The sequence below is a fragment of the Paenibacillus sp. YAE3 genome, from assembly GCF_057546105.1.
Genome location: NZ_BAAIYF010000005.1, coordinates 349,269 through 372,094, shown reverse-complemented (window position 1 = coordinate 372,094; position 22,826 = coordinate 349,269). Strand labels below are relative to the sequence as shown.

The following is a 22,826-nucleotide window of genomic DNA, read 5'->3' as shown; positions in this document are numbered from 1 at the left end:
ACATGGGATAGAATGGCAGGCAAGCTGAGCAGAAAGGCAATTTCCGTTAAGAATGGAGCGCAAGCCAGTGGTCTTTTTCAACTTTTATTGGATGATGATCTTCGCTGCGGTTATCCTTTCGGTGACCGGTCTTATTTTTCGGAAAAGTGTTTTGCTTTACCTGGCCGCGGTGCTGGTGCTTCCATTAGCTTTATATTTGGCTGCGACGCCGCGGTTTCATTTGTGGGGACTCGCTTTTCCGCTTTTATTCGCAGGTTCGGCCATTTTGATCCAAAGGAAGCGAAGATGGCTTTCGGTTATGCTGTCGGTCCCGGTGTACCTGCTTGTAGCCTGGTTGATGTACACCGTATGGAATCAGTAAATGTCGTGCTTCCAAACGATGACTTAGACTGGAGGAAATGTTATGCCCTATGATGCAACGATCACGTCCGCGGAGCTGGATCGGCTGCTTCCTTTTTTGAATGTTCTTCAAGATCCGAACCAGCCGTAGTCTGCTGTGTCCGGACGTTACCGCTTTGAAACGGAGGTTGTCCGGAATTTTGTGCAAGAGCTGTCCAACACGGGTTTCATGATGGTATTCGATTGGAGTTCGTGGGTCGCGGAGCATGAAATCTATCGAGATATCGACCGGGACATCGAAGACCATTTGATGCAGGCGGATCTGGAGACGCTAAGAAAACTTGTCACAAGTTACGTGCGCGGGGACCGATTTACGGAAGGGGTATGGATACGAGTCCTTGAAAACGGCAAAATGACGCAAATTCTAAAAAGGCTGAAAATGCTTCGGGAAGAGATGCAGGAGTAAGCCAGGGAAAGGTGCGAATCCGATATGTATGCCGTCGTTCTCCGCTTCGATCAACAGACGGAACAAGCGCTGAAACGGATCTGGGAAGAAATGCGTGATCGGGGCATCTCGGGATACGTGGATGAGGTCCCGAACCGGCGGCCGCATTTGACGCTTGCGGATTATTCGAATCTGGATGAGGCCGAGTTCATGGACATGTTTGATCGTTTTTACAACGCAAGGGCGGGCTTTTCGTTAAACTTCGGCATGCTGGGTACGTTTATCGGGTCGGGGACGCTTTTTCTGGCCCCCAATCCGGCCGCCGAGCTGCTGAAATTTCACGCCGAACATCATCAATATTTCAGCCGGTATGCGGACGAAGCCAATTCGCTCTATGCGCCTAACGCATGGGTGCCGCATTGCACGATCGCAAGCAGGCTTGATGAACGGAAACTTCCGGAAGCCTTGCTCTATTGCACGGGCAGCATCCAAACATTTATCGCCGAGATTCGGGAAGTGTCCCTGATCAAACTGAAATACCTAAATAACCGCTGCACGGATTGCGCCGCCATGTTGACGAAGCCGTTAATATGATTCTTAATGTAGGAAGAAGACAAGCAAGATTTTACGAAAACAAAAAACAAAAGACAGAAAGCAGGGACGACATCATGACAGACATTAGACACATTGCCGAATCCGATCTTCCGGCGCTTGCCAGGCTCTACGAAGAACTGATGGGAATTCCGACGAACGGGGACAGGATGCTTCAGGTTTTCCGAAGCGCCGAAAGCAGCGGAAACTATCATATTTTGGGCGCATTCCATGAAGGAGAGCTCGCCGGATCGCTGATGGGGATTATATGCCTCGACTTTGTCGGAAGCTGCAAACCGTTTATGGTCATCGAAAACGTCATCGTTTCAAGCCGCATTCGCAGGCAGGGCATCGGAAAGAAGCTGATGGAAGCCATCGAGCAAATCGCGAGGGACCATGATTGCGGCTATATCATTTTTGTGTCCGGAGAACAGCGCAAGGAAGCGCACCGGTTTTACGAGAAGCTCGGTTACCGCGACGAACAGGTCGAAGGATTCAGGAAACTGCTGTAGCGCCCCTTCTGGCACCGCATCCGGAAAGGAACATCCCCCAATCATTTAGATATATCGGCCACTCGTTTCCCATATACATAGCTGTGGAAAATGAATTTATACGCCCATTCAAGGTCCAAGGAGGGGAGCCATGAGCGGTTCAGCAATCGGAAAAACCGTTCCGAGAAAGGAATCATGGCAAAAAGCGACCGGAACGGCCCGCTATGTGAACGATATCGCAAAACCGGGGATGTTGTATGCGAAACTCGCGGTCAGTCCCCATGCCCATGCCAAAATCATCTCGATCGATACCTCGCAGGCCTTAAGCATTCCCGGCGTACGGGCGGTAGTGACAGGGCGGCATTTTCCGGTGTTGACCGGGTCTCCGCTCGAAGACCGGCCGCCGATCGCCATCGACAAAGTCAGATATTACGGCGAGCCGGTTGCTTTGGTCGTCGCCGACTCGGAATATGTCGCCCAAATGGCCGCTTTGCGGATTAAAGCCGAATATGAACCTCTGCCCGTCGTACATTCCCCAAGCCAAGCCTACCAAAAAGACGCCCCGCTTATCCACGAACGTCTCGCAACTTACCATGGAGAAGAAGAGGTTTATCCCGAACCCGGCACGAACGTCGCCAACCGCACCAAAATCCGTAAAGGCAATATTGCGGAGGGCTGGAAGCAATGCGCCCATACCGTCGAAGTTTTTGTCCGTTTGCCGCAGTCGGACCATGCCGCCATGGAAACGAGGTGCAGCATCGCCGAAATCCGGCCGGACGGCAACGTCATCATTCATTCCGCTTCGCAATCTCCCTATATCATCCGAAAGCAGATCAGCCATTATTTTCACGTCCCTCTTCAAAAGGTTCAGGTCCACACCCCCTTGGTCGGAGGCGCATACGGCGGAAAAGCTGCCGTTCAATTGGAGTTTCTCGCCTTTTTGGCGTCCAGGGCGGTCGGAGGAAGACCCGTAAAACTCCTGAATGCCAGGGAAACGGATATGGTTTCGTCCCCGGTTCATATCGGCCTCGAATCCAGGGTTCGGCTGGGCTGTACCCGGGACGGCAAAATCGCCGCCGCCGACATTTTGCATTTGTTCGACGGCGGCGCCTATTCGGATCGGGGCGTAATCATGAGCCGGGCCGGAGCCACCGATTGCTCGGGCCCGTACCGCATCGACAACCTTCATTGCGACTCGTTATGCATGTACACCAATCATCCTTATTCAACTTCGTTTCGGGGATTCGGGCACTTGGAGCTGACCTTCGCGCTGGAAAGGGCCATGGATGCCTTGGCCGAAAAAGCGCAAATGGACCCGCTTGAGTTTCGTTTCCATAACGCGATCGGGCCTGGCGATACGACGCCGACGCAAACGCTGCTCAATCGAAGCAATGTGGGTGATTTGCCCAAATGCATTGCCAAGCTGCACGACATCGTCCAGTGGGATGAGAGGAGCCGCGTGAAATCGAACGGCCATCTCGTGCAGGCGACAGGGGTGTCCTGTTTCTGGAAAAATTCGAATACGCCGGCAGACGCGGGGGCGGGAGCCGTCGTCATTTTTAACGCGGATGGCAGCGTAAACGTGCTGTGCGGAGCGGTGGAGATCGGTCAGGGAACCCGCACGGCGCTCACGCAAATGCTGGCCGAACGGCTGAAAATGGATGAGGGCAGGATTCATATCGCAAACGAGGTCCGTACCGAATCCGATCCCGAGCTTTGGAAAACGGTCGCAAGCCGAAGCACCTTTCTGGTCGGGAACGCGCTCATGACGGCGGCCGACGATGCGATTGCCCAGCTGAAGCGTACGGCTTCCTCCGTTTTGAATTGCCCGGGGGACAGATTGGAAGTGGGCGGGGGAAGGGTCTACTGCAAGGATAACCCGGCCGACGGGATCGGCATCGATGCGATTGCCCACGGCTACAAACTTCCGGACGGACGGATCGTCGGCAGCCAGGTCATCGGCCGCGGAAGTTACACGATGCGCGGAATTACCGAGCTCGATCCGGAGACGGGAAGGGGAAATCCCGGGCCGGAATGGACCGTCGGCGCCCAGGCGGTCGAAGTGGAATTCAACACGAGGGACTTTACCTACCGGATCGTCAAAGCGGCTACGGTCATCGATGCCGGCAAGGTGATCAATCCGGCGTTCGCGCGCGGCCAACTGACGGGGGGCATGAGCATGGGCCTTAGTTTGGCCAGCAGGGAAACATTTCTGTTCAACGATCGCGGCGTAATATTAGATACGCAGTTTCGAACCTATAAGCTGATTCGGTACGGGGAGCAGCCGTCGTATTTCGTTGATTTCGTCGAAACGCCGCATTTGGAAGCGCCTTACGGACTGCGCGGCATCGGCGAGCACGGCGTGATCGGCATGCCTGCCGCCTTGGCGAGCGCCTTGTCGGCCGCTGCCGGCGTCGAATTAAACCGGCTGCCCTTAACGCCGGAAAGAATCTGGAGGGCGGTCCATGATTCCGTTTGATTTCGATTATTACCGGCCGGCTTCCGCCACGGAGGCTGCGGAGTTATACATGAAGCTGCATTCGCGGGGAAAAAAACCGATGTATTATTCGGGCGGAACGGAAATCATTACGATGGCCCGAAGAAATTCCATTCAACCTCAAGCGGTTGTGGATCTAAAATCCATTCCGGAATGCGGCATACTTGAATTCGATAAGGACCGGTTGGTGATCGGTTCCTGCGTCACGTTATCGGCATTGTCCGCGGCCAATCCGTTTCCGCTGCTCAGCGCGGCGTCGCAAGGCGTCGCCGACCAAACATCGCGGAACAAAATTACGCTCGGAGGAAACATTTGCGGAAAAATCCATTATCGGGAGGCCGTGCTTCCTTTATTGCTGGCAGACAGCCGAATGGTCATCGGAGGACCGGAGGGGAAGCGGGAGGTTTCAATCCACGAAGCGTTCGCGGGACAAATCCAATTGAAGCCCGGAGAGTTCCTTATGCAGATCATTACAGATCGCAAATACGTATCTTTGCCGTATTATCATGTCAAAAAACGTCTGATCGGGAACGTCGCTTACCCTCTCGTCACGTTGGCTGCCCTAAAGATAGACGGATTCATTCGTACTGCGTACAGCGGCGTTTGCGCTTTCCCTTTCCGGTCTCCCGCAATCGAGCAGGCGTTGAACGATCCGACGCTGCGTCCCGAGGAAAAGGCGGAACGGGCCGTCCAACAGCTGCCGGCTCCGGTCCTGTCGAATGCGGAAGGATCCGCTGCATACCGGCAGTTCGTGCTGAAACAAACGATCGAAGAAGCTCTGGTTTCATTGGAAGGAAGGTGAGCTTGCAAATGAACATGAACGTTCCGAGTGTTTATCCGATCGAACTGCGGGTTAACAGCGAAAAAAGGACGGTGAGAGTCCGGGCGGCGGAAACTTTGCTGAATGCCCTTCGGGACCACCTCGGATTAACCGGTTCCAAACCCGGCTGCGAAAATGGGGATTGCGGGGCATGCACGATCCTCATGGAAGGCCTGCCGTTCAAATCCTGCATCATGCTTGCAGTCGAAGCGGAGGGACGACAGATCACCACCATCGAAGGCTTGGCCGGTTCCCCTATGCAGCAAGCCTTCGTTCATAAGCAAGCGTTCCAATGCGGTTATTGCACGCCCGGATTTATCATGAACGGCCAAGGGCTGCTGGATGCCCATCCGGAAGCGGATGAAGAAACCATCCGAATATGGCTTGAATCGAATATTTGCAGATGCACCTCATATGAAGAAATCCATGAAGCGGTCAGGGCGGCCCTTGCTTCGAAAAACGGGGGGGAACCGGCAACCGGCAACGAGGGGAAGGAGGACGGGTTTGGAGGAGATACACCGCATCCTGGAAGCCGTTGAGCGCAGCGGCCGGCGAAGCGTGCTGGCCACTGTCGTCCATGTGGAGGGAAGCGCCTACCGAAAAGAAGGGGCGTCCATGCTGTTTGTTGAAGACGGATCGCAAATCGGGATGCTGAGCGCAGGCTGTATCGAAGCCGATCTGGCGGCACGCGTGCCGGAAATGTTGGAGACGGGGCAATCCCGCGTCTACGCCTTCGACATGCAGTCTTTTGATCCCTTATCCTGGGGCGAAACGCCGGGATGCGGCGGAATCGTTCACGTAGCGATGGAGCCCGTCAACGATGTTTTCGCCGGTCATCTGCGTACGTTGAAGGGATATTTGGATCAGGCTTGCGGGGTAATCCATATCAAAGCCTTCAACCCGGACCGGTCGATTTCCGGGTACGGCTTTTTTACTGCCGACCGCCAGCTGTTTGGTGAATGGAAGGGCGATGTCCCCGGGGAATTGTTCCGCATGGCGTCTTCCGGCAGCATGGGGAAAAGCGGAATGAAGGCGTTCCCTTCCCTGAATGAGAACATATTCGTCCATATGTATTCACCCAAACGAAGATTGATCATTTTCGGTGCGGGGCGGGATGCCAGACCGCTTGCATCGTTTGCGGCAACCGCCGGGTTTTCCGTGGCCGTTGCCGATTGGAGGCCGGCATTATGCGACCGGCGTTTTTTTCCGGATGCGGAAGAGCTCGTCGTTGGATTTCCGGAGGAAACGGTCGAAGCGCTTCGCATCACTTCAAACGATTATGTTGTGGTGATGACCCATCATTTTGGAAGGGACATGGAGCTGATCCGCCTCCTGTCCCGATTTGAGCCCGGGTATCTCGGCATGTTGGGGCCGAAGCGAAGGACGGAACGATTGTTTGACGGCGCCGCTGTCCCGTCGTACGTACGCTCTCCCGTAGGCCTCGCGATCGGGGCGGAGGGGCCGGAGGAAATTGCCGTAAGCGTGCTTGCGGAAATCATCCAGATTCATAACGCAAAAAGAAAGCGCCGAAGCGGCTTATGAGACAAAACCGTATAATCGGCGTATATCTGGCAGCAGGCCGCAGCGAGCGGATGGGTTCCGATAAGCTTCGTTTGCCGCTGGGGCCGATGCGTCTCGGAAATTACGGGCTGGCTGCGGCACTCGCTTCCGGTTTGAACCATGTATGGGTCGTTTCCGGCAATACGCGGGCGGATTGGATCGATCACTCGTTCTACGAGGACCGGAACCGCCGGCGATGGTCTTTGATCAGCTGCCCGGATGCCCGTCTAGGGCAATCCAACTCTCTGCGATGCGGCATACGTGCCGCCATGTCGACGGGAGCGGAAGCGGCGATGGTACTTCTGGCCGACCAGCCTTTCATCACGGCGGCGATGATCGACGAACTGCTCGATCGTTATCAACGTCAGCGTCACGACGGCATTCTTTACGCAGCCGCAGGGCTGAATGGGCTGGCAAGACCACCGGTCATTTTTAGCCATCGCATGTTTCCGGATCTGCTTGCGCTGCAGGGCGATGTCGGAGCCAGGCGCCTGATCCGCGAGGATCGGCCGGGAATTTGCGTCGAATTCGACGACCCCGACTTGTTTTTGGACGTAGATACCGGGATGGATTATGCGTCTTTGTTGAAAAAAACGCTTTTTTGGAAATCTTGAACGACTTGTTCCGCGTTCATGTACAAAGCAAGGAGGTACTGATCGTCCGCCAATTGGGAAGGCGCTTTGATCGCCAAAGCGGCCTCGGCCGGTTTGAACGTCGCCTGCTTGGGATCATCGAGCATGGTCCTCCAACCGTTGACGAGCGAGCCTAACGTGTTCAAGTGATCCGCCCATATCCGCCGGTCTTCCTCCGTAAAAAGGCCGCTTTCGGCCCATTTTTTGAAAATGCGGACCATATCCGACAGATTGGCAAAGCTTGATCGGAGCTGGTCCATTTGCCGGGTCAATTCGTCCATGGCGGTCCTTTTTTTGGAGGCAAGCGGGTTGTAACGCAAACTTTGGTTCGCCTTGTCCGTTTCGACGGTCGCTTGATGCAGTTCCTGAAACATGGTTTGCAGTTCGTCGTTTACTATTTTTACTTGACTTGCAGGGCAGCCATGTTGTACCCATTCGGCCGTTTGATAAAATTGGCGGGATAAACGCTCCGCAAAACGCGTCATTTTTTGTTTGGCCGTTTGAATGGAATCGGGAGGAAACAACAGCACGTGAATAAGAACCGCAACGACGGCACCCACCACGGTATCGCGCACGCGGTCAAAGGGATAACTCGGCATTTTGCTTTGAAAGTACAATACCAGCAAAATGCTGAGGGCAACCTGAACCGCAAGGGCATGATCCAAGTTCAGCCTCTTGACGATGGCGGCCCCAAGCAGCACTAATAGCCCGATGCTCCATCCGCTTAAGCCGATATAAGGCGCGATGCATGCGGTCGCCGCAACGCCGGCGATCGTTCCGATGATACGCTGCCAGGCAAATCGCAGGGATTGGCTGACCGTAATTTGAAAACATAAGATAGCCGTCAGCGGGGCCAAGTAAGGATGGTTGGACCCGGCCCATTCGGCGGCTTCCCATGACAGCGCCGCAGCTAACGGCATTTTCCATACCGTTCCATTATTTTTAATGATATCCGTTAAATTGCTTTTCACTAGGCTGGACTCCGTTTTATAATTGTTTAGGTTATTGTTGCCGCAGATGGAAGCCGATCATTCGCCGGCATCGTTATTTTGAAGTACATTTTGCAAGCTGAGAGGGGATAAGGGATGGAAGGGCTGCTTGAAACGCGATTGACTGGGGACCGGATCCTGCTTCGACCCGTACGGGAAAACGAATTGGATGCTTACTTCGGGCTTTTGCAGGAGCCTGAGGCGATGAGGTTGACCGGAACGCAGGAGCGTTTCACCAAGGAATCCACGTCGGCATGGCTGCAAAAGATCGGCCGCGTTCATGAGGATCGCGTCGATTTGATGATCGCCTTAAAGGAAACGGATGAATTGATCGGGGAGGTCGTTCTGAACGAAATCGATCCGGTCAATCGCTGCGCCAACATACGCATCATGGTTTCCGGGCGGCACAGCGATCGAGGGTACGGTTCGGAAGCGATGCGGTTGATGCTCAGGCACGGTTTTGAAGATTTGAACCTGCACCGGATCGAGCTCGGAGTGTATGCGTTTAATCCCAGGGCCGTTCATGTGTATGAGAAGCTGGGTTTTAGCCGGGAAGGCGTGAAACGGGATGCGCTTTATTTTGATGGCCGGTTTCATGACATGATTTTGATGGCGCTTTTGGAAGAGGAATTTCGGGCGCGTTCCTAATGATATGTAAGAGGGGTTCTGAATACCCCGAATGCGCGGCTTATGGACATGATCAAAAAGATTCGAATCTCGAATGGAAGACGGTGGCGATATGAAAGGAATCGAGAACGTGCATCAATTAATCGAAGGCTGGGTGGCGGAGAACAAAATACCCGGCGCGGTCATTGACATTCAGGTCAAAGACAAGCTTAGGTGGCAAGCCGCTTACGGAACAGCCTCGCGGGATACGATTTTTGACGTGGCTTCGCTAACGAAGGTGGTGGCGACGCTGCCGGCGATCATGACGCTGGTCCAGTCGGGGCGGGTTTCGCTTCAGGACCCGATCCAAATGTATATCCCGGAGTTTCGCCATCCGGATGTGACCATCGAGCACTGTCTAAAACACGTTTCGGGATTGCCTTCCGGCGTTCCGGATTTCAAAGATCGTTACAAACCATTGGACATCCGGCAAATTTTCGAGCTGGAGCTTGAATCCCGCCCCGGCGAGCGCGTGAACTACAGCGATATCGGCATGATTTTGATCGGCTGGATCGTTTCCCGGTTGACGCAGCAGCCGCTGGACGAATGGGCCAGGGAGCATGTTTTTGAGCCGTTTGGCATGAAAGACAGTTATTTTAACCCGCCGCAAACCTTACAGGGACGGATCGCCCCAACCGAGTGGGACGGCCAAAAATACATCCTCGGGGAAGTGCATGACGAAACCTGCTACCGCCTCGGGGGCGTCGCTGGCAGCGCGGGCTTGTTTTCGACGGCGGAGGATTTGGCCCGGTATGCGAAAATATGGCTTTACCCTGAACGTTATTCGCTGCTTTCCAAGGAGACGGTGGATGCATGCTTGAAGTCTGTTTTTCAGGGACGCGGGCTGGGATGGCAGGTACAGGGCGCCTCGGATGAAGGGCTGTCATGCGGCCCGAATTGGCCGGAAGGCAGCTTTGGGCATACGGGATTTACCGGGACGAGCATGTGGATCAATCCGGTTGACGAGATGACCGTCGTATTTTTGACGAACGGGGTGCACTTGGGCAGGGAGCATAACGAATTGAGGCATCTGCGGCCGATTTTGCATGAGGCGGCGTTATCCATTGTAAGATCATGAACGATGATGGGAGATAGTCCGATTATTGATTTACCGCAATTTTTCGGGAGTATGAAGGGGCGTGCTCCGTCTAATATGAGGCGAGGCTGACCCTGTCCAGGATAAGACAAGCTGACCCATGGCAACCGACAGGAGCTGAAAAGAGTGGAGAAAGAACTCAGGGCGCTGATGAACGATCGACTGCTAACGGACGGTGCATCGTTTTTTGATGCGGCTCTGGGGGAAGTTACATATATTGGCGGATTTCAAAACTTTATTTACGAATATTGAGCGAAGCGGAACTTCATATATTCTCAGGTTCACCCACATTACAAGGTTATGAAAAGCATCATTCGCAGGACCTTGCATCGCTCAAGCAAATGGAACGGTTTCTGCGGCTGCGCGAGTTTATCGTTTGCGTCGGCATGCACCGCAGCTTCGATAGGACGAAATTGGATGACTGGACGGCCGCATATTTGCTTGAAAGCCGCAGACGTCTGGAGGAAGGGATTCCGATCGTTAGCGATCTTTTTTGACGGGTACTGTCGGGGGAGCGGATTTCATCTTTATCGAAAAGAGGCGGTTATCCATGTTCAAAGCGGTCACTCTCATCGTACGGTTTGTGTTAGAGCTTATCCTCCTTTTTTCTTTAGGTTATTGGGGATTCCATTTGAAGGGGAGCTTCTTCCTGCAGTTTGTGGTCGGCCTTGGACTGCCTGTCGCGGCCGCGATCGTATGGGGGCTGTTTATTTCACCAAAAGCTTCGGGCCGTGTTCCGCTGTTTGCGGTGCTTCATGGAGGCGGTTTTGTTCGCGGCGGCGGTACTTTGTCTCATCCAATCGGGTTTTACTGTTTTTGCGGTCATTTTTGCCGCATTTGCGGTCATCAACCGTTTTATTGTTTTGAAATGGAACATGCAGGAGTTTTGATTCCAAAATGCTGAAAAAAACGCGGCCTTAAAGGCTGCGTTTTCTATTTAGGGGAATGTTCAATGATATAAATAATTGACGAGCATTTTTGCAAGTTCGTTTTTTATGAGATCGTCGTCGACTTTTTGCGGTGAGAACACGAGCATGTCGACAACGCTGTTGATGGCTTCAAACATAACGATGGACGCTGCCTCGACGTTGTCTACCTTTAATTCCTCAGAGTTCATCAGAAGATATTCCAGCGTTTTACGGCGGCCCAGGTCGAACTGCTCGTCCATAAGTAACTGAACTTCCGAATCGGAATGATACATCACCTGCAGTTCTTTGTGAAACCCGGTAAAAACTTGATGGGAGTAAATCAGGCTGTCGATGACCTCGCGAATCATTTCGTGCTTGTTGATGGTACTGAAATTGATTCCGGCAAGATATGCTTCGATCCGTTCCAGGAGCGTGTTGAAGTAGATGGAGAGTGAATCCAGGAATACAGCACGTTTATCCTTGTAATACGAATAAAAGCTCCCGGCGGAAACGCCTGCCGCGGCGGCAATTTCTTTGGTGTTGGTTCCATGGTAGCCTTTTTCGGAAAAGAGATAACCGCGTTCCCGTTTGGATGTTCAGGTAGCATACTTGAACAGTGACCCGCATGGAAGCATCTTGTGAAAGTGTCTTTATCACCCAGTGTAATCCAAGTATAATGTTATGTAAGGAATTTGCGAAAATCCAAGGCACGACTTTCAATCAGCAATATATTGAGCGAAAAGGTTTAGTTCATATATATATTGTACCCGGGAGCGGCCGGAATCGAATTTTGCAAAATACTGATGTATGAAAGGGGCGGTCCTCCTGCCGATAAAACATGAACATAGCGGTTCGGCTTTTGACCCAAACGGGAAAATGGACGATAAATCGAAAGCCCAGCTGGAAACTTTGCGCGAAATCGCCGCCATCTTTTGTGCTTTGGACCGGCCGTTTTGGCTTCGCGGAGGTTGGGCCATCGACTTTTTGCTCGGCAGCGTTACGCGTCCCCATGAGGATCTTGATCTTGTGGCTTTCGTTGAATGCCGGGATCTGCTGGAGCAGAAGCTTGCCGATGCCGGTTATGAGAAATTCCCGATCAGCGGGAGACAGACGGATTTTCGGAAAAATGAAACCGATATCCAGATTTGTTACGTGACCTATACGGAGGACGGCCATATCATCTTGAACGGACTCCCCGAATGGGTATGGAGGACGGATGCGCTGCAGACCGAGACGTTCAGCCTTTACGGCATCTCGGCACGCGTCCTTAACCCCCGTCAGCTTCTCGAAGAAAAAGAAGTGTATCGGGAGATCGGCAGAATGCCGCGCCCGAAGGATGAGGAAAGCAAAAAGGTGCTGCGCGAGTTGATTGGCAGCATGAAGTGACAACGAGACCCGGTCGGAGGGAGATGGATCCAGGCCGGGCCGTTTTATTTTCTGAAATGATAGCGCGCAAAAAGAGAAGGAGAAACACAGCGATGCCAACCGTAACCGTTCGAACGGAAACGCAAGCGGATGCCGAGCAAGTCGCGAAGGTGTTGTTTCAAGCTTTCGGCAACCGCGAAGACGAATCCGAATTAGTAAAAAGAATCAGGCAGTCCGAAGGGTTTATCCCAGAACTGTCGCTCGTGGCCGAGCAAAACGGTGTGATCGTCGGCCATATTTTGTTAAGCAAGGCGAAGGTTGTTGACGGGGACCAACAGACCGGCGTGATTGCGCTGGCTCCGCTCGCCGTCGACCCGAAACATCAGAAACAAGGTATCGGCGGGCTTTTGATCCAGGAAGGTGTGGAGCGCTCCCGGAAGCTGGGGTATGAGCTTGTGCTGTTAATCGGCCATCCGGCGTATTATCCGAAATTCGGGTTTAAGCCGGCTCGCCCCTATGGCCTCGAATTAAAACAGTTCGACGTTCCCGATGACGTCTTTATGGTTTGTGAGCTGCAGGAGGGCGCGCTCGGCCGGATCCAGGGAGAGCTCGTGTATCCCGAGGTGTTTTTATGATCGCTTACAATATTTGCATGGATATGCGTGTATCAAAATATGAAAAGGAGGCCCACCCCATCATGAAGAAAAAGAAATGGTGGATCGCGATCATCGCGGTTGCCCTGCTCTACGTTGTCTTTTTCCCGTCCCCTTCGCCCGAACTCGCCGTCCGCAAGCATTTGCTGTTATCGTTTCATCCCATGATGGCCTGTTTGGAGCCGATCCAAGAGGGAAACATCAAAAACGATGCCCGATACGGCGATCTTTACCTCGTGGATGCGTCATCCAAACCTTTCGTATACGTCAAAAAATCCGCGTTGGGCTGGAGCGTTTCATCGGCCGGAACGGGGCCGTAAACCAAGCGGGCGTCAAACTGGTTTGATCCGAACTTACGGGCGAGGTGACCCATGAAAAGAGCGATACGATATGCCGGGCTGTTCATCCTGCTGCTCGCAGGATGTCAAGACGAGGAAGGCCCGCCCCTCAAGGACGAAGCCGCCGTTCCCGATATTCCCGTGGTTGAGATGAAGGACGGATTTATCATCTATGATCATCGTTATGACAACATGGACCGCGGCGACCATGATTTAGAGGGACGAACCGTCATCGATCCGAATTATTACGAGCAGCATCCTTTCAAAAGGGGAGAAATCGTATACTTTCAAAATCCGGAATTCGACCATAAAACATACCCGCGGGTTACGCTTGAAACATGGAGCATTTCGCGAATCGTGGCCCTGCCGGGAGAAACGGTCGAAATCAAATCGGGGCAAATTTACGTCGATCACCGCAGGCTCGAATCCTTTTACGGAAGGGCCCACCGGCTGGGCTCCGATATGGAAGGGCTGAAAAAGGCGCTGGAACAGAATCCGGATGATCCAATGAGGCTTAATCTCGAACATGCGATCAAGGATCTGGCATCGAATCGGCTGGACGCCTTGCGCCTTCCGGATGGGCATGTATTCGTGATTGGCGACGATTGGTTTCGAAGCTTCGACAGCCGGCATTTCGGCCCTTTGCCGATCGGTTCGATCCAAGGGAAGGTGCTTGGGTACCCGGCTGATCCGCCGGCAAAATAAACTTCGTGCCTGACTTTTGACATAACGAAAAAGCAGTCCTTATTTCAGCAAGGGCTGCTTATCCTGATCGTATTGCAAACTATGTATATTCCGGTGTCATCGTTTTTGGCAGCTTCACCGTGAAGGCCGTCCCTTGTCCGGGTTCGCTTTCGATCTGAATGGAGCCGCCGTGGTTATGTATAATGTTTTGCGTAATCATAAAACCGAGTCCCGTTCCCGTGTCCTTCGTGGTAAAAAAAGGCTGTCCGAGCTTCTGAACCTGCTCCGGCGTCATGCCGCTGCCCTCATCCTGGACGCGGATCCACACCTCTTGCTCCGTGGAATCGACGGACACCCGAATGGTTCCGCTGGAGTCCATGGCATCCATGCCGTTTTTGAGCAAATTGATGAACACCTGTTTGAGCTGATTGGTCTCCCCGACGATCCACTGCGGTACATCGGCGCGCTCAAGCGTGATTTCAATGTTTTTTAACGCCGCCTGAACATTCATTAACGTAATCACTTGCTCCAACATCGGCAGGACGTTGATCGGCTTGCTGACATGTTTCCCTTGAGGTTTGGACAAAACGAGCAGCTCGTTGACGATCAGTTCGATCCGCTTCAGTTCCGACTCGATAATCTCATAATACGTTTCGGGGCTGCGCTTGGAGGATCGGATCAGCTTCATGAAGCCGTTGATCGACGTCAGCGGGTTCCGGATTTCATGGGCGATGCCCGCGGCCAACTGCCCGGCCATCGTCAATTTTTCGGACTGCATCATATATTCTTCCCGCTGTTTTTGATCCGTGATGTCCTTAAATACGTTGACGGCGGCATGTTCCCCTTCATAATTGATGATAAGCGTGAACCCTTCCACGTATTTTTGACGCCCATCCATGCAGTTGATGAGATAAACAATGGGGTTTAGCGCTTTTTTGACATCATAGATCTTCCGCCGTTCTTCAAGCGCCGTGTGATAGGTCGCATCGACGACCATGTTGGTCGATAAGCCGAGCGCTTCGCTTCGGTCTTGGGCGTGCACCAGCCGGAGGGCGGCGGGATTGGCGTATTGAATGATCCCTTTTTTGGTGATCAAAACGGCAAGCGGCATTTTTTCCAGCAGTTCGTAGTAAGAATTGTGGATATCCGTCAGCGCGAATTCCGTGGCTTTCAGTTTCTCTTCGATTTCAAGCAGCGGGGTGCGGTTTTCAAACTGGACCAAATAGTGGAGCGGAAGCGCATCCTTGTCGCGGATGAGCGAGACATGGATGGTGACCGTTAACCGCTGGCCGGAGACTTGGTCGAGCGGGCGCTCGAACCGGCCTGAAATGTTCCGTTCGTTTGTAAGCGCTTCGCCGAAGCGTCGGATGTCAGCCAAAAGATCTTTGTAGGTATGGTCCAGGGGAGCTGTGGAATCGATGTCGTGCTGCGGATGTCCCAATAGATCGCATAACGCGGGATTGATCATGATGAAGGTTCCGTGAAGCGATATGAGAGCCATTCCAAGAGCAGCGTGCCGAAAGATGGGATCATCATTTTGGACATGATCACGTAGCACTACAAATCTCCTCTCTTTTTTTCCAGTTTTTTGTCGGATTGTAACCATATTATAAGCATGATCCCGAACGGTCTTCAATGGAAGATTCAAAACTTGTTCGGAATTGAAAAAATTGCTGGACATAACAGGTTAAAATAGTTCCTTTATCGCATCAAATCATACGCAAAAAGCTGGGTGGAGATCCATTTTAACCTCTAAAGCAAAGGGTTTTCTCGCTAATTGTCGAATCTAGCAAAACATCAATCTTTTGAAACGGAGTGGAAAAGAGATGGCTTTTGAAAGCATGGAGTCGAGGCTTGCTTCGCTTGGCATCGTTCTGCCTGAGGCAGGCCAGCCGGCGGCCAAATACGTCAATTTTATCCTGCAGAGCGGGCTTTTGTTCGTTTCGGGAAAAGGCCCGTCCGGGAATCCGAAAGGAAAGCTGGGGAGCGATTTTTCCACCGAGGAAGGTTACCGGTTCGCCCGGAGCACGGGGCTGGAAATTCTGGCCGTCGTCCAATCGGCGCTTGGAACGCTGGATAAAGTGAAGCGGGTGGTCAAAATACAGGGTTTCGTCAACGCGGAGCCTCATTTCGAGGAGCATCATCTCGTGCTGAACGGCTGTTCAGACCTGATGATCGACGTGTTTGGCGATATAGGGAAACATGCGCGCTCCGTCTTCGGAGCGGTGTCGGTAAGGGATAATTTACCGATCATTATCGACTCGATCTTTGAAGTCGAGGAATAGAGACAAAAAAAGGGCCATCGAATCAAACGGCAGCCGGAAGACCGAAAGTCTTGTTTTAAATGATCGAAAAAAAAGGGGGGGGCTAACTTGGCAGACAAGACGGCTGAGCTTCGTGCGCGAGTCGGAAGGATTCCGCTGCTTGCAGGCTGCGGCGAACCGAGACTCATTGCCAAAGGTTTTTCCGCAGATCGAAAATACGTCGTAACGAAAGGAAATGAGCGTTTCCTGCTACGGGTTTTCGATCTTCATCAATATCCGCGCAAGGAAATGGAATACAAAGCGCTGGAGCGAATGCGGCAGGAGAACGTTCTTTGTTCAAGGGCTTTGGAGCTGGGGCGCTGGGAAGAAGCAAATTTGGGATACATGGTATTTACGTATATTGACGGGGATGAAGGGGCGGACGTCGTTTGCTCCTATCCGGAGGAAACCCAATATGAAATCGGCTTGCAGGCCGGAGCGGAACTGCTCAAAATCCACCGATATGAAGCGCCGGATTCGGTTGGACCGTGGTATGAACGGCAAAGGAAAAAACACGAACGGAATAAGGAGCAATATTGGGGCTGCGGCATACGGTTTCCGGGAGACGCCCAATTGCTGGCTTTTATCGAAGAACATCTGGACGCGATGACGGACCGGCCGAACCGGTTCCAGCACGACGATTTTCATCTGGCGAACCTGGTCGTCAAGGACGGGCATTTATCGGGCGTCATTGATTTTAACCGCTGCGATTGGGGAGATCCGATCCATGATTTTTTGAAAATCGGTTTTTTCTCCGCGGACATCAGCACTGCGTTTGCCGTCGGCCAAATCCATGGGTACCATCAGGGCCGGGAGCCGGACGCCGAATTTTGGCGGCTTTATTCCCTATATTTGGCCATGAACCTGGTGGGTTCGGTTGCTTGGACGCTGAAGGCGCACCCGGATGGATTGAATGATATGTTGGACAGAATCGGCCGCGTCTTGGAGGAACATCGCAATTTTGAAACGTTGATTCCCGCCTGGTACACAAACCACACAAGAAAGGAGGCATACAGATCGGATGATAACGGTTCATGAGGCGGCGTATGCCGACAAATCCACGCTCCGAAACTTGCTGGAGCTGTACAAATACGATTTCAGCGAATTCGACCCGGAGGATGACCTGAACGAAAACGGCTTATATGAGTATATGTATCTGGACCATTACTGGACCGAAGAAGGAAGGTATCCTTATTTGTTCCGGGTTGGCGGCAAGCTGGCGGGTTTTGCGCTGGTACGGCGAACCGGCATCCAGGAAGGCGTTCCCGTGTACGAAATGGCCGAATTTTTTATTTTGAGAAAATACCGCCGCTCGGGGGCAGGACAACAGGCGGCATTTGAATTGTTCGATCGATTGCCCGGGAAATGGAAGGTTGCCGAAATGGAAACGAACGTACCTGCGCAGCGGTTCTGGCGGAACGTTATCGAAAGGTATACCGGCGGACAGTACGATGAAATCAGGGAAGACGGTTGGGACGGTCCGATCCAGGTGTTCGAATCGGGCAGGCCATGATATTTTACGGGGGTGAGATCCATTCAAACGGTCATTTATATGGTCAGGCACGCGGAGTCGCACTACGTGCCGGGCGAGGAAAAAACAAGAGGGATTTCCGAAAAAGGCAGGCAGGATGCGGTAAAAGTCAAAGAGCTGCTGCAGCGGGAAGAGATCGATGCGTTTTTTTCGAGCCCCTACGTGCGCGCGATCCAAACGCTGGAGCCTGCCGCACAGGCGGCCGGAAAAGAAATTGCGATTATCGACGAGCTTAGGGAACGAACGCTTGCGGCGGATCATGTTCACATCCCCGGCGAGCAGTTTGCCGATTGCAAAAAGCGGTTGTACGATGATTTCCGGTATGCGCTCCCCGGAGGGGAGTCGAGCGAAGAAGCGCAGCGCAGAGGGACGGAAGCCTTTATGCAGCTTCTGCGGCGGCATCCCGGCAAGAAATTGGCATTAGGCACGCATGGGGATATCATGACGCTGATTTTGAACTTTTTTGATTCCAAATTCGGCTTTGCGTTTTGGAGATCGACATCGATGCCGGATGTGTATAAACTGGTGTTCGAAGATCTTAAACTGACGGAAGTGACAAGATGCTGGGCGGATTGACCGCGTGCGTCCGGCATAAGGAGGACTTCAATGAGCATCTTGATCGTTTTGCTGCTGATCTGCAATCTGGCGGTTCTGCTTAAACATCAATCATAAGCTCCCGAAACGCCATTACGTGCAGGAAGCGCTGGATCGGGACCGGCAGCGGAAGGCGGAAAGGAAGGATCACGATCGATACCCGGAATAGTCAACCTTTTATGGATATTTCATACTTGAAAACAGGAAACGCGAAGCAGCGGGAGGCCTTTGCGGCGCTCGACCGGCTGGGCATTTTCAAAACATTGGCGGCATTCAGCCCGGTCCTCGCCGGAACCATTCCGATCGAGATCGATGTCGAAGACAGCGATTTGGATATCATTTGCGAGATGCGGGAACCGGAGGCGCTGGAGCAGGTTTTGATCCCGGCATACGGCGCGCTGGAGCGTTTTGCGTTAAGCCGGGAACGCATGCATGGCGACAAGGTCATCGTGTGCAATTTTCGGTTCGGCTCGTGGCCCGTCGAGATATTTGCCCAGAACCGGCCGGTGACGCAGCAGAACGCCTATAAACATATGGTCGTCGAAGACCGGATATTGAAACGGCTGGGACCCGTATTCCGCGACGACGTCAGAAAATTAAAAAGCAGCGGCGTCAAAACCGAACCCGCCTTTGCCAGACTGCTCAGCCTCGAAGGAGATCCGTATCAGCGGATGCTTGACATGCATGATTGGGACGAGGAAAAGCTTGGGCTGTTCCTTGTTCAACAAGGGTTTGAACCCGCATAGGGGAAGCCATGCCGGAAAACTTACAGTCCGGCCGGCTTCTTTTTTTGATGAATGCGTTTTCAAAAGGTCTGCCGCATTTTATAATCGTTAAGGAAACGGCCGCTGCGTGCGGCCGGCATGATCCGTAAAACAGATCCAAAGGTGGGATATGGCTGTGAATGCTTCCAGTGAACGCGCGACGTTGATCCTTCGATTTTTTGTTCCATACGTGCTTATATTGCTCGGGTCTCTGCTTGCGGGGTGGTTTGCCTACCATAAAACATCGTCGCTCGTGGAATCGGAAACGATGAAAAGCAATGCGGCGGCGCTCGGCCAAATCCGCGAGGCGCTTGACGGCCGTTTTGCCGAAGTGGAGACGATTGCGCAGCAGATGGCCAGCGAGTCCAAAATACAGTCCTTTCAGTTCGTCAAAGCCCCGTTCGAGCAAACGAACCCTTTCCGGCTCTGGGACCTGGAAAAAAGCTTGTTCGATTACCGGATAACCAACCATTTTATCATCGATTATTTTATCGCGTACAAAAACAGCGGCATGTTCATTTCGCCCCGCAAGGTGTACGATGCCAAGCAGTTCTACGGCCTGCAGCTGCGTTATGACGGCAAATCCTACGAGGAGTGGTACGACGAGCTTTTCGGGCGGTATTATTACAAAACCTATAAGCCTGGCAGGCAGGTTCTGTATGAAGGAAAACCATATTCGGTCGTGAGCTACATGCAGTCCTTCGGCACGAAAGACGGCGGAGGCGTCATTACCGTGCTGATCGACAACAAGCAAATTCAAGAGATGCTGCGGCATATCGATGCCGAGCAGGGAGGGTTTGCTTATGTTGCGGACCAAAACGGCAACCTGATCAGTTACGTGGGCATGGATCCGACGACCGCAATCATGAAAGCGCTTCCTGTTAAAGAAGGTTTTTCCTTATTTGATTGGAACGGGAAAAAGATGCTGATCACGCAAACGACTTCCCAGTACAACGGTTGGACCTACGTATCCGCCCAGCCGGAGACGGTCGTGCTTGCCAAGGCCAATTACATCAAAGAGCTGACGTTAACCGTATTTATGCTGGCGTTGGGCGCAGGGCTCGCCGTTGCGGCATTGCTGGCCTACCGGAGCAGCAGGCCCGTGTTTAAAATGCTGCAGCTGCTGCCGCTGAAACCCGGGGGCGGCAAAAACCGCCCGCTCGGTAACCTGATGGACGACATCCGCAGCTCCGTTTCCGCGCTGGTCGAAAGCCATGGCGAGCTGAGCAGCAGGCTCGAGGCGCAGGTCCCTTTGCTTCGCAGCGTGTTTTTTGATCGTCTGCTTCAGGGCGGGTATACGTCCATGGGCGAGGTCGAAGCCGCCATGGAGCATGCCCGGATGGAGCTGAGGAGCGGATATTTCGCCGTGTCCGCCGTCCAAATTCGGGGCTACCACGCTCCGTACAACGAGGAGATGCTGACGGAGCTGGACATTGTGAAACTGAACATCCGGGACGCCATCCCATCGATCGGGCCGGAGGTGCAAATCTCGGCTCAGGCGCATGATTTGGGCGAAAACAAACTGGCTTTGCTCGTTCACGGGGAAGGCGAGACGCCGGACGATTTTATGCAAGGGGTCAAACGGCTGGTGGCGCAATTGCATGATCATGTGAAGCAAACCAGCCATTCCGGGCTTTGGATTGCCGTGGGCACGTGCCAGACGAGATTGACCGAAGTTTATCGTTCCCTTGGCGAAGCGGAGTTTCTTCTAGTGAACGCGGCCTGGAGCGATCGGCAGCCGATATTGTTTTATGAGGAAGCGGAAGTGCCGCCGCCCGTTTATTTTTACCCTTCCGACGTGGAACAGCGGTTGATCCAGCTGGTGCGTTCGGGTAACGAGCCGGAGACGGCCCGGCTGATCGGGGAAATCCGGGAGAAAAACGAAGGCAGCGGTCCGCTGCCCGTCGTCGCCCATAAGCTGCTGGCCCAGGAGCTGAGCGGAACGCTGATGAAATGCTGCGAGCCTTCCTTCGCGAACCGGGATGCGTTGACCGACGAGATGAAGGTGGTGCTGGAAGTTTCCGATCCCTCATGGTCGCCTGATGAAGCCGTCCAAAAGCTTTTTCAAGCCCTAATGCAGCTGTGCCGCAAGCATGAGGAACAAAAACGGAGCCATAACGATACGCTGGCTGCCAAGCTGATGGAATACATCGACAGCCATTTCCCGGATCCGGATTTAAGCCTTGCGGTACTCGCGAGGGAAGCCCGGAATTCGGAAGCGTACGTGTCTTATTTTTTCAAAGAGCAGACCGGAATGAACTTTTCCGATTATTTGGAGCATGTCCGCATGGATGAGGCGAAGCGGCTGCTGGCCGGAACCGGAATTCCCGTCAGCGAAATCGCGGTCCGGACCGGGTATTTGTCGCTGAACTCGTTCAGCAGGGCGTTCAAACGGGCCAACGGCGTAAGCGCCACCGAATACCGCAAAATTTCCCGGCCGCGTGAAGCGTAAAGGCCCAAACGGCCGCCGCACGCAGCCTTTTCTTAAAAAACGGATACCGCCGGGAAAACGGAATAATGCCTTTTCTAAAGCCCGGCATAACCGGCAAAACATGCAGATTTACGCAATGAAGCGCTTTCAATTAAGCTGTGGTCACCGGCCGGATTTTTCCATCCAAAACAAAGGGGGTGACCAAGCTGAATCTTTGGAAAGACATCACGCGCAAATGGCAGCTGTACGCTTTGTTTGCCTTGCCGCTGATTTACATCATCGTATTTAAATACGTGCCTATGTACGGAGCGCAAATCGCGTTTAAGGATTTTAACGTGACCAAAGGCATCACCGGCAGCCCGTGGGTCGGATTCGCGCAGTTCGAGCGTTTTTTCCACTCGCATGAATTTTGGAGGCTGCTCCGGAACACGCTCGTGGTCAGCTTTTACGCGCTGATCGCAAGTTTTCCGTTCCCGATCATCCTGGCGCTCGGTCTCAATTACGTCAAAAACGAACGCTTCAAAAAGTCGGTCCAAATGATCACGTACGCGCCGTATTTTATCTCGCTGGTCGTGCTGGTGGGCCTTCTGCTGCAGTTCCTCGATCCGCGGACGGGGCTCGTCAATACGCTGCTCGGTTGGTTCGGGCTCGGTCCGTACCATTTTATGGCGCAGGCGTCGTGGTTCAAATCGATTTACGTCTGGTCGCATGTATGGCAAAACACGGGGTTCGCCTGCATCATTTATTTGGCGGCGCTGTCCGGCATCGACCCGGCGCTGCATGAAGCGGCCGTCATGGACGGCGCGACCAAGGTTCAGCGGATGCGTCATATCGATTTGCCCGGGATTCTCCCGATCGCGGTCATCTTGCTCATTTTGAACACGGGACAGATGCTGGAGACGGGCTTCGAGAAAATATTGCTGATGCAAAACCCGCTTAATCTGCGCACCTCGGAAGTGATCGACACATACGTCTACAAGGTTGGGCTTGTCTCGCAGGCGATGAATTTCTCTTATGCGACGGCCATCGGCCTGTTCAAAGCGGTGATCGGATTCATCCTGCTGATCATCGTCAATCAGACGGCGAAGCAATTGAAGCAGGAAAGCTTATGGTAGAAAGGCGGCGGAAC

General features: G+C 53.1%; 28 protein-coding genes and 1 pseudogene. 25 read left to right on the top strand and 4 right to left on the bottom strand.

Translation table 11 applies throughout. The features are described 5' to 3' along the window. Window positions 1–12: 12 nt before the first annotated feature. From AC27KL_RS12580 to AC27KL_RS12540, 9 genes are all read left to right on the top strand, one after another. Window positions 13–414, top strand: coding sequence for a hypothetical protein (locus AC27KL_RS12580; protein ID WP_487169901.1), 402 nt, complete (start codon window positions 13–15; stop codon window positions 412–414). Window positions 415–496: 82 nt separating this feature from the next. Beyond that, window positions 497–805, top strand: a complete 309-nt coding sequence (locus AC27KL_RS12575) for a DUF6508 domain-containing protein (protein ID WP_487169900.1) — start codon at window positions 497–499, stop codon at window positions 803–805. 24 nt (window positions 806–829) lie between these two features. Further along, window positions 830–1,378 (top strand): 2'-5' RNA ligase family protein, encoded by a 549-nt coding sequence (locus tag AC27KL_RS12570; protein WP_487169899.1) that lies wholly within the window; start codon window positions 830–832, stop codon window positions 1,376–1,378. A gap of 74 nt (window positions 1,379–1,452) precedes the next feature. Further along, window positions 1,453–1,887, top strand: a complete 435-nt coding sequence (locus AC27KL_RS12565) for a GNAT family N-acetyltransferase (protein WP_036713617.1) — start codon at window positions 1,453–1,455, stop codon at window positions 1,885–1,887. A gap of 130 nt (window positions 1,888–2,017) precedes the next feature. Further along, window positions 2,018–4,345: a xanthine dehydrogenase family protein molybdopterin-binding subunit gene (locus AC27KL_RS12560; protein ID WP_487169898.1), complete on the top strand. Its 2,328-nt coding sequence runs from the start codon at window positions 2,018–2,020 to the stop codon at window positions 4,343–4,345. Continuing rightward, window positions 4,332–5,165 carry an FAD binding domain-containing protein gene (locus AC27KL_RS12555; RefSeq protein WP_487169897.1) on the top strand — a complete coding sequence of 278 codons (834 nt, stop codon included), beginning with the start codon at window positions 4,332–4,334 and terminating at the stop codon, window positions 5,163–5,165. The genes AC27KL_RS12560 and AC27KL_RS12555 overlap by 14 nt, the downstream gene beginning before the upstream one ends. 14 nt (window positions 5,166–5,179) lie before the next feature. Beyond that, on the top strand, window positions 5,180–5,722 hold the full coding sequence (locus AC27KL_RS12550; RefSeq protein ID WP_487169942.1) for a (2Fe-2S)-binding protein: 543 nt from the start codon (window positions 5,180–5,182) through the stop codon (window positions 5,720–5,722). Continuing rightward, window positions 5,688–6,725 carry an XdhC family protein gene (locus AC27KL_RS12545; protein WP_487169896.1) on the top strand — a complete coding sequence of 346 codons (1,038 nt, stop codon included), beginning with the start codon at window positions 5,688–5,690 and terminating at the stop codon, window positions 6,723–6,725. Before AC27KL_RS12550 ends, AC27KL_RS12545 begins: the two co-directional genes overlap by 35 nt. Next, entirely contained in the window at window positions 6,722–7,357 is a 636-nt protein-coding gene (locus tag AC27KL_RS12540) for a nucleotidyltransferase family protein (RefSeq protein WP_487169895.1), read from the top strand. The genes AC27KL_RS12545 and AC27KL_RS12540 overlap by 4 nt, the downstream gene beginning before the upstream one ends. Here AC27KL_RS12540 and AC27KL_RS12535 read toward each other — a convergent pair. Then, a complete protein-coding gene (locus AC27KL_RS12535) occupies window positions 7,315–8,346 on the bottom strand; it encodes an FUSC family protein (protein ID WP_487169894.1) in 1,032 nt (343 codons plus the stop codon). The two genes, AC27KL_RS12540 and AC27KL_RS12535, sit on opposite strands and share 43 nt — an antisense overlap. A gap of 114 nt (window positions 8,347–8,460) precedes the next feature. Here AC27KL_RS12535 and AC27KL_RS12530 point away from each other — a divergent pair, with 114 nt between their 5' ends. The 5 genes from AC27KL_RS12530 to AC27KL_RS12510 all read left to right on the top strand — a co-directional run bounded on the left by AC27KL_RS12530 (window position 8,461) and on the right by AC27KL_RS12510 (window position 11,030). Then, on the top strand, window positions 8,461–9,012 hold the full coding sequence (locus tag AC27KL_RS12530; RefSeq protein ID WP_487169893.1) for a GNAT family N-acetyltransferase: 552 nt from the start codon (window positions 8,461–8,463) through the stop codon (window positions 9,010–9,012). A 91-nt stretch (window positions 9,013–9,103) separates the two neighbouring features. Further along, window positions 9,104–10,108 (top strand): serine hydrolase domain-containing protein, encoded by a 1,005-nt coding sequence (locus AC27KL_RS12525; protein ID WP_487169892.1) that lies wholly within the window; start codon window positions 9,104–9,106, stop codon window positions 10,106–10,108. 144 nt (window positions 10,109–10,252) lie between these two features. Further along, entirely contained in the window at window positions 10,253–10,378 is a 126-nt protein-coding gene (locus AC27KL_RS12520) for a hypothetical protein (RefSeq protein WP_487169891.1), read from the top strand. A gap of 89 nt (window positions 10,379–10,467) precedes the next feature. Then, window positions 10,468–10,623 (top strand): hypothetical protein, encoded by a 156-nt coding sequence (locus tag AC27KL_RS12515; protein WP_487169890.1) that lies wholly within the window; start codon window positions 10,468–10,470, stop codon window positions 10,621–10,623. A 53-nt stretch (window positions 10,624–10,676) separates the two neighbouring features. Continuing rightward, the gene (locus AC27KL_RS12510; RefSeq protein WP_487169889.1) at window positions 10,677–11,030 is read left to right on the top strand and encodes a YrdB family protein; all 354 of its coding nucleotides are present in this window, start codon (window positions 10,677–10,679) and stop codon (window positions 11,028–11,030) included. Window positions 11,031–11,075: 45 nt separating this feature from the next. On the opposite strand, the gene AC27KL_RS12505 is transcribed toward AC27KL_RS12510, so the two are convergent. Both AC27KL_RS12505 and AC27KL_RS12500 read right to left on the bottom strand, forming a co-directional pair. Next, window positions 11,076–11,402 (bottom strand): hypothetical protein, encoded by a 327-nt coding sequence (locus AC27KL_RS12505; RefSeq protein ID WP_487169888.1) that lies wholly within the window; start codon window positions 11,400–11,402, stop codon window positions 11,076–11,078. A gap of 102 nt (window positions 11,403–11,504) precedes the next feature. Beyond that, a pseudogene (locus tag AC27KL_RS12500) lies at window positions 11,505–11,594 on the bottom strand (TetR family transcriptional regulator); the annotation flags it as partial. 316 nt (window positions 11,595–11,910) lie between these two features. On the opposite strand from AC27KL_RS12500, the gene AC27KL_RS12495 reads away from it, so the two are divergent. The 4 genes from AC27KL_RS12495 (at window position 11,911) to lepB (ending at window position 14,095) form a co-directional block, all read left to right on the top strand. Further along, window positions 11,911–12,420, top strand: coding sequence for a nucleotidyltransferase domain-containing protein (locus tag AC27KL_RS12495; protein ID WP_487169887.1), 510 nt, complete (start codon window positions 11,911–11,913; stop codon window positions 12,418–12,420). 92 nt (window positions 12,421–12,512) lie between these two features. Further along, the gene (locus tag AC27KL_RS12490; protein WP_487169886.1) at window positions 12,513–13,034 is read left to right on the top strand and encodes a GNAT family N-acetyltransferase; all 522 of its coding nucleotides are present in this window, start codon (window positions 12,513–12,515) and stop codon (window positions 13,032–13,034) included. 62 nt (window positions 13,035–13,096) lie between these two features. Continuing rightward, window positions 13,097–13,372: a hypothetical protein gene (locus tag AC27KL_RS12485; protein ID WP_487169885.1), complete on the top strand. Its 276-nt coding sequence runs from the start codon at window positions 13,097–13,099 to the stop codon at window positions 13,370–13,372. 51 nt (window positions 13,373–13,423) lie between these two features. Further along, on the top strand, window positions 13,424–14,095 hold the full coding sequence (gene lepB / locus AC27KL_RS12480) for a signal peptidase I (RefSeq protein WP_487169884.1): 672 nt from the start codon (window positions 13,424–13,426) through the stop codon (window positions 14,093–14,095). 79 nt (window positions 14,096–14,174) lie between these two features. On the opposite strand, the gene AC27KL_RS12475 is transcribed toward lepB, so the two are convergent. Further along, window positions 14,175–15,680 (bottom strand): ATP-binding protein, encoded by a 1,506-nt coding sequence (locus tag AC27KL_RS12475; protein ID WP_487169883.1) that lies wholly within the window; start codon window positions 15,678–15,680, stop codon window positions 14,175–14,177. A 220-nt stretch (window positions 15,681–15,900) separates the two neighbouring features. On the opposite strand from AC27KL_RS12475, the gene AC27KL_RS12470 reads away from it, so the two are divergent. The 7 genes from AC27KL_RS12470 to AC27KL_RS12440 all read left to right on the top strand — a co-directional run bounded on the left by AC27KL_RS12470 (window position 15,901) and on the right by AC27KL_RS12440 (window position 22,812). Next, a complete protein-coding gene (locus tag AC27KL_RS12470; RefSeq protein ID WP_487169882.1) occupies window positions 15,901–16,359 on the top strand; it encodes a RidA family protein in 459 nt (152 codons plus the stop codon). 87 nt (window positions 16,360–16,446) lie between these two features. Then, window positions 16,447–17,415: an aminoglycoside phosphotransferase family protein gene (locus AC27KL_RS12465; RefSeq protein ID WP_487169881.1), complete on the top strand. Its 969-nt coding sequence runs from the start codon at window positions 16,447–16,449 to the stop codon at window positions 17,413–17,415. Next, window positions 17,399–17,890 (top strand): GNAT family N-acetyltransferase, encoded by a 492-nt coding sequence (locus AC27KL_RS12460; protein ID WP_487169880.1) that lies wholly within the window; start codon window positions 17,399–17,401, stop codon window positions 17,888–17,890. Before AC27KL_RS12465 ends, AC27KL_RS12460 begins: the two co-directional genes overlap by 17 nt. A gap of 12 nt (window positions 17,891–17,902) precedes the next feature. After that, a complete protein-coding gene (locus AC27KL_RS12455; protein ID WP_487169879.1) occupies window positions 17,903–18,484 on the top strand; it encodes a histidine phosphatase family protein in 582 nt (193 codons plus the stop codon). A 212-nt stretch (window positions 18,485–18,696) separates the two neighbouring features. Then, the gene (locus AC27KL_RS12450) at window positions 18,697–19,248 is read left to right on the top strand and encodes a DUF4269 domain-containing protein (protein WP_487169878.1); all 552 of its coding nucleotides are present in this window, start codon (window positions 18,697–18,699) and stop codon (window positions 19,246–19,248) included. Window positions 19,249–19,396: 148 nt separating this feature from the next. After that, window positions 19,397–21,718, top strand: coding sequence for an AraC family transcriptional regulator (locus AC27KL_RS12445; RefSeq protein WP_487169877.1), 2,322 nt, complete (start codon window positions 19,397–19,399; stop codon window positions 21,716–21,718). A 221-nt stretch (window positions 21,719–21,939) separates the two neighbouring features. Beyond that, window positions 21,940–22,812, top strand: coding sequence for an ABC transporter permease (locus AC27KL_RS12440; RefSeq protein WP_339325175.1), 873 nt, complete (start codon window positions 21,940–21,942; stop codon window positions 22,810–22,812). Window positions 22,813–22,826: the final 14 nt, after the last annotated feature.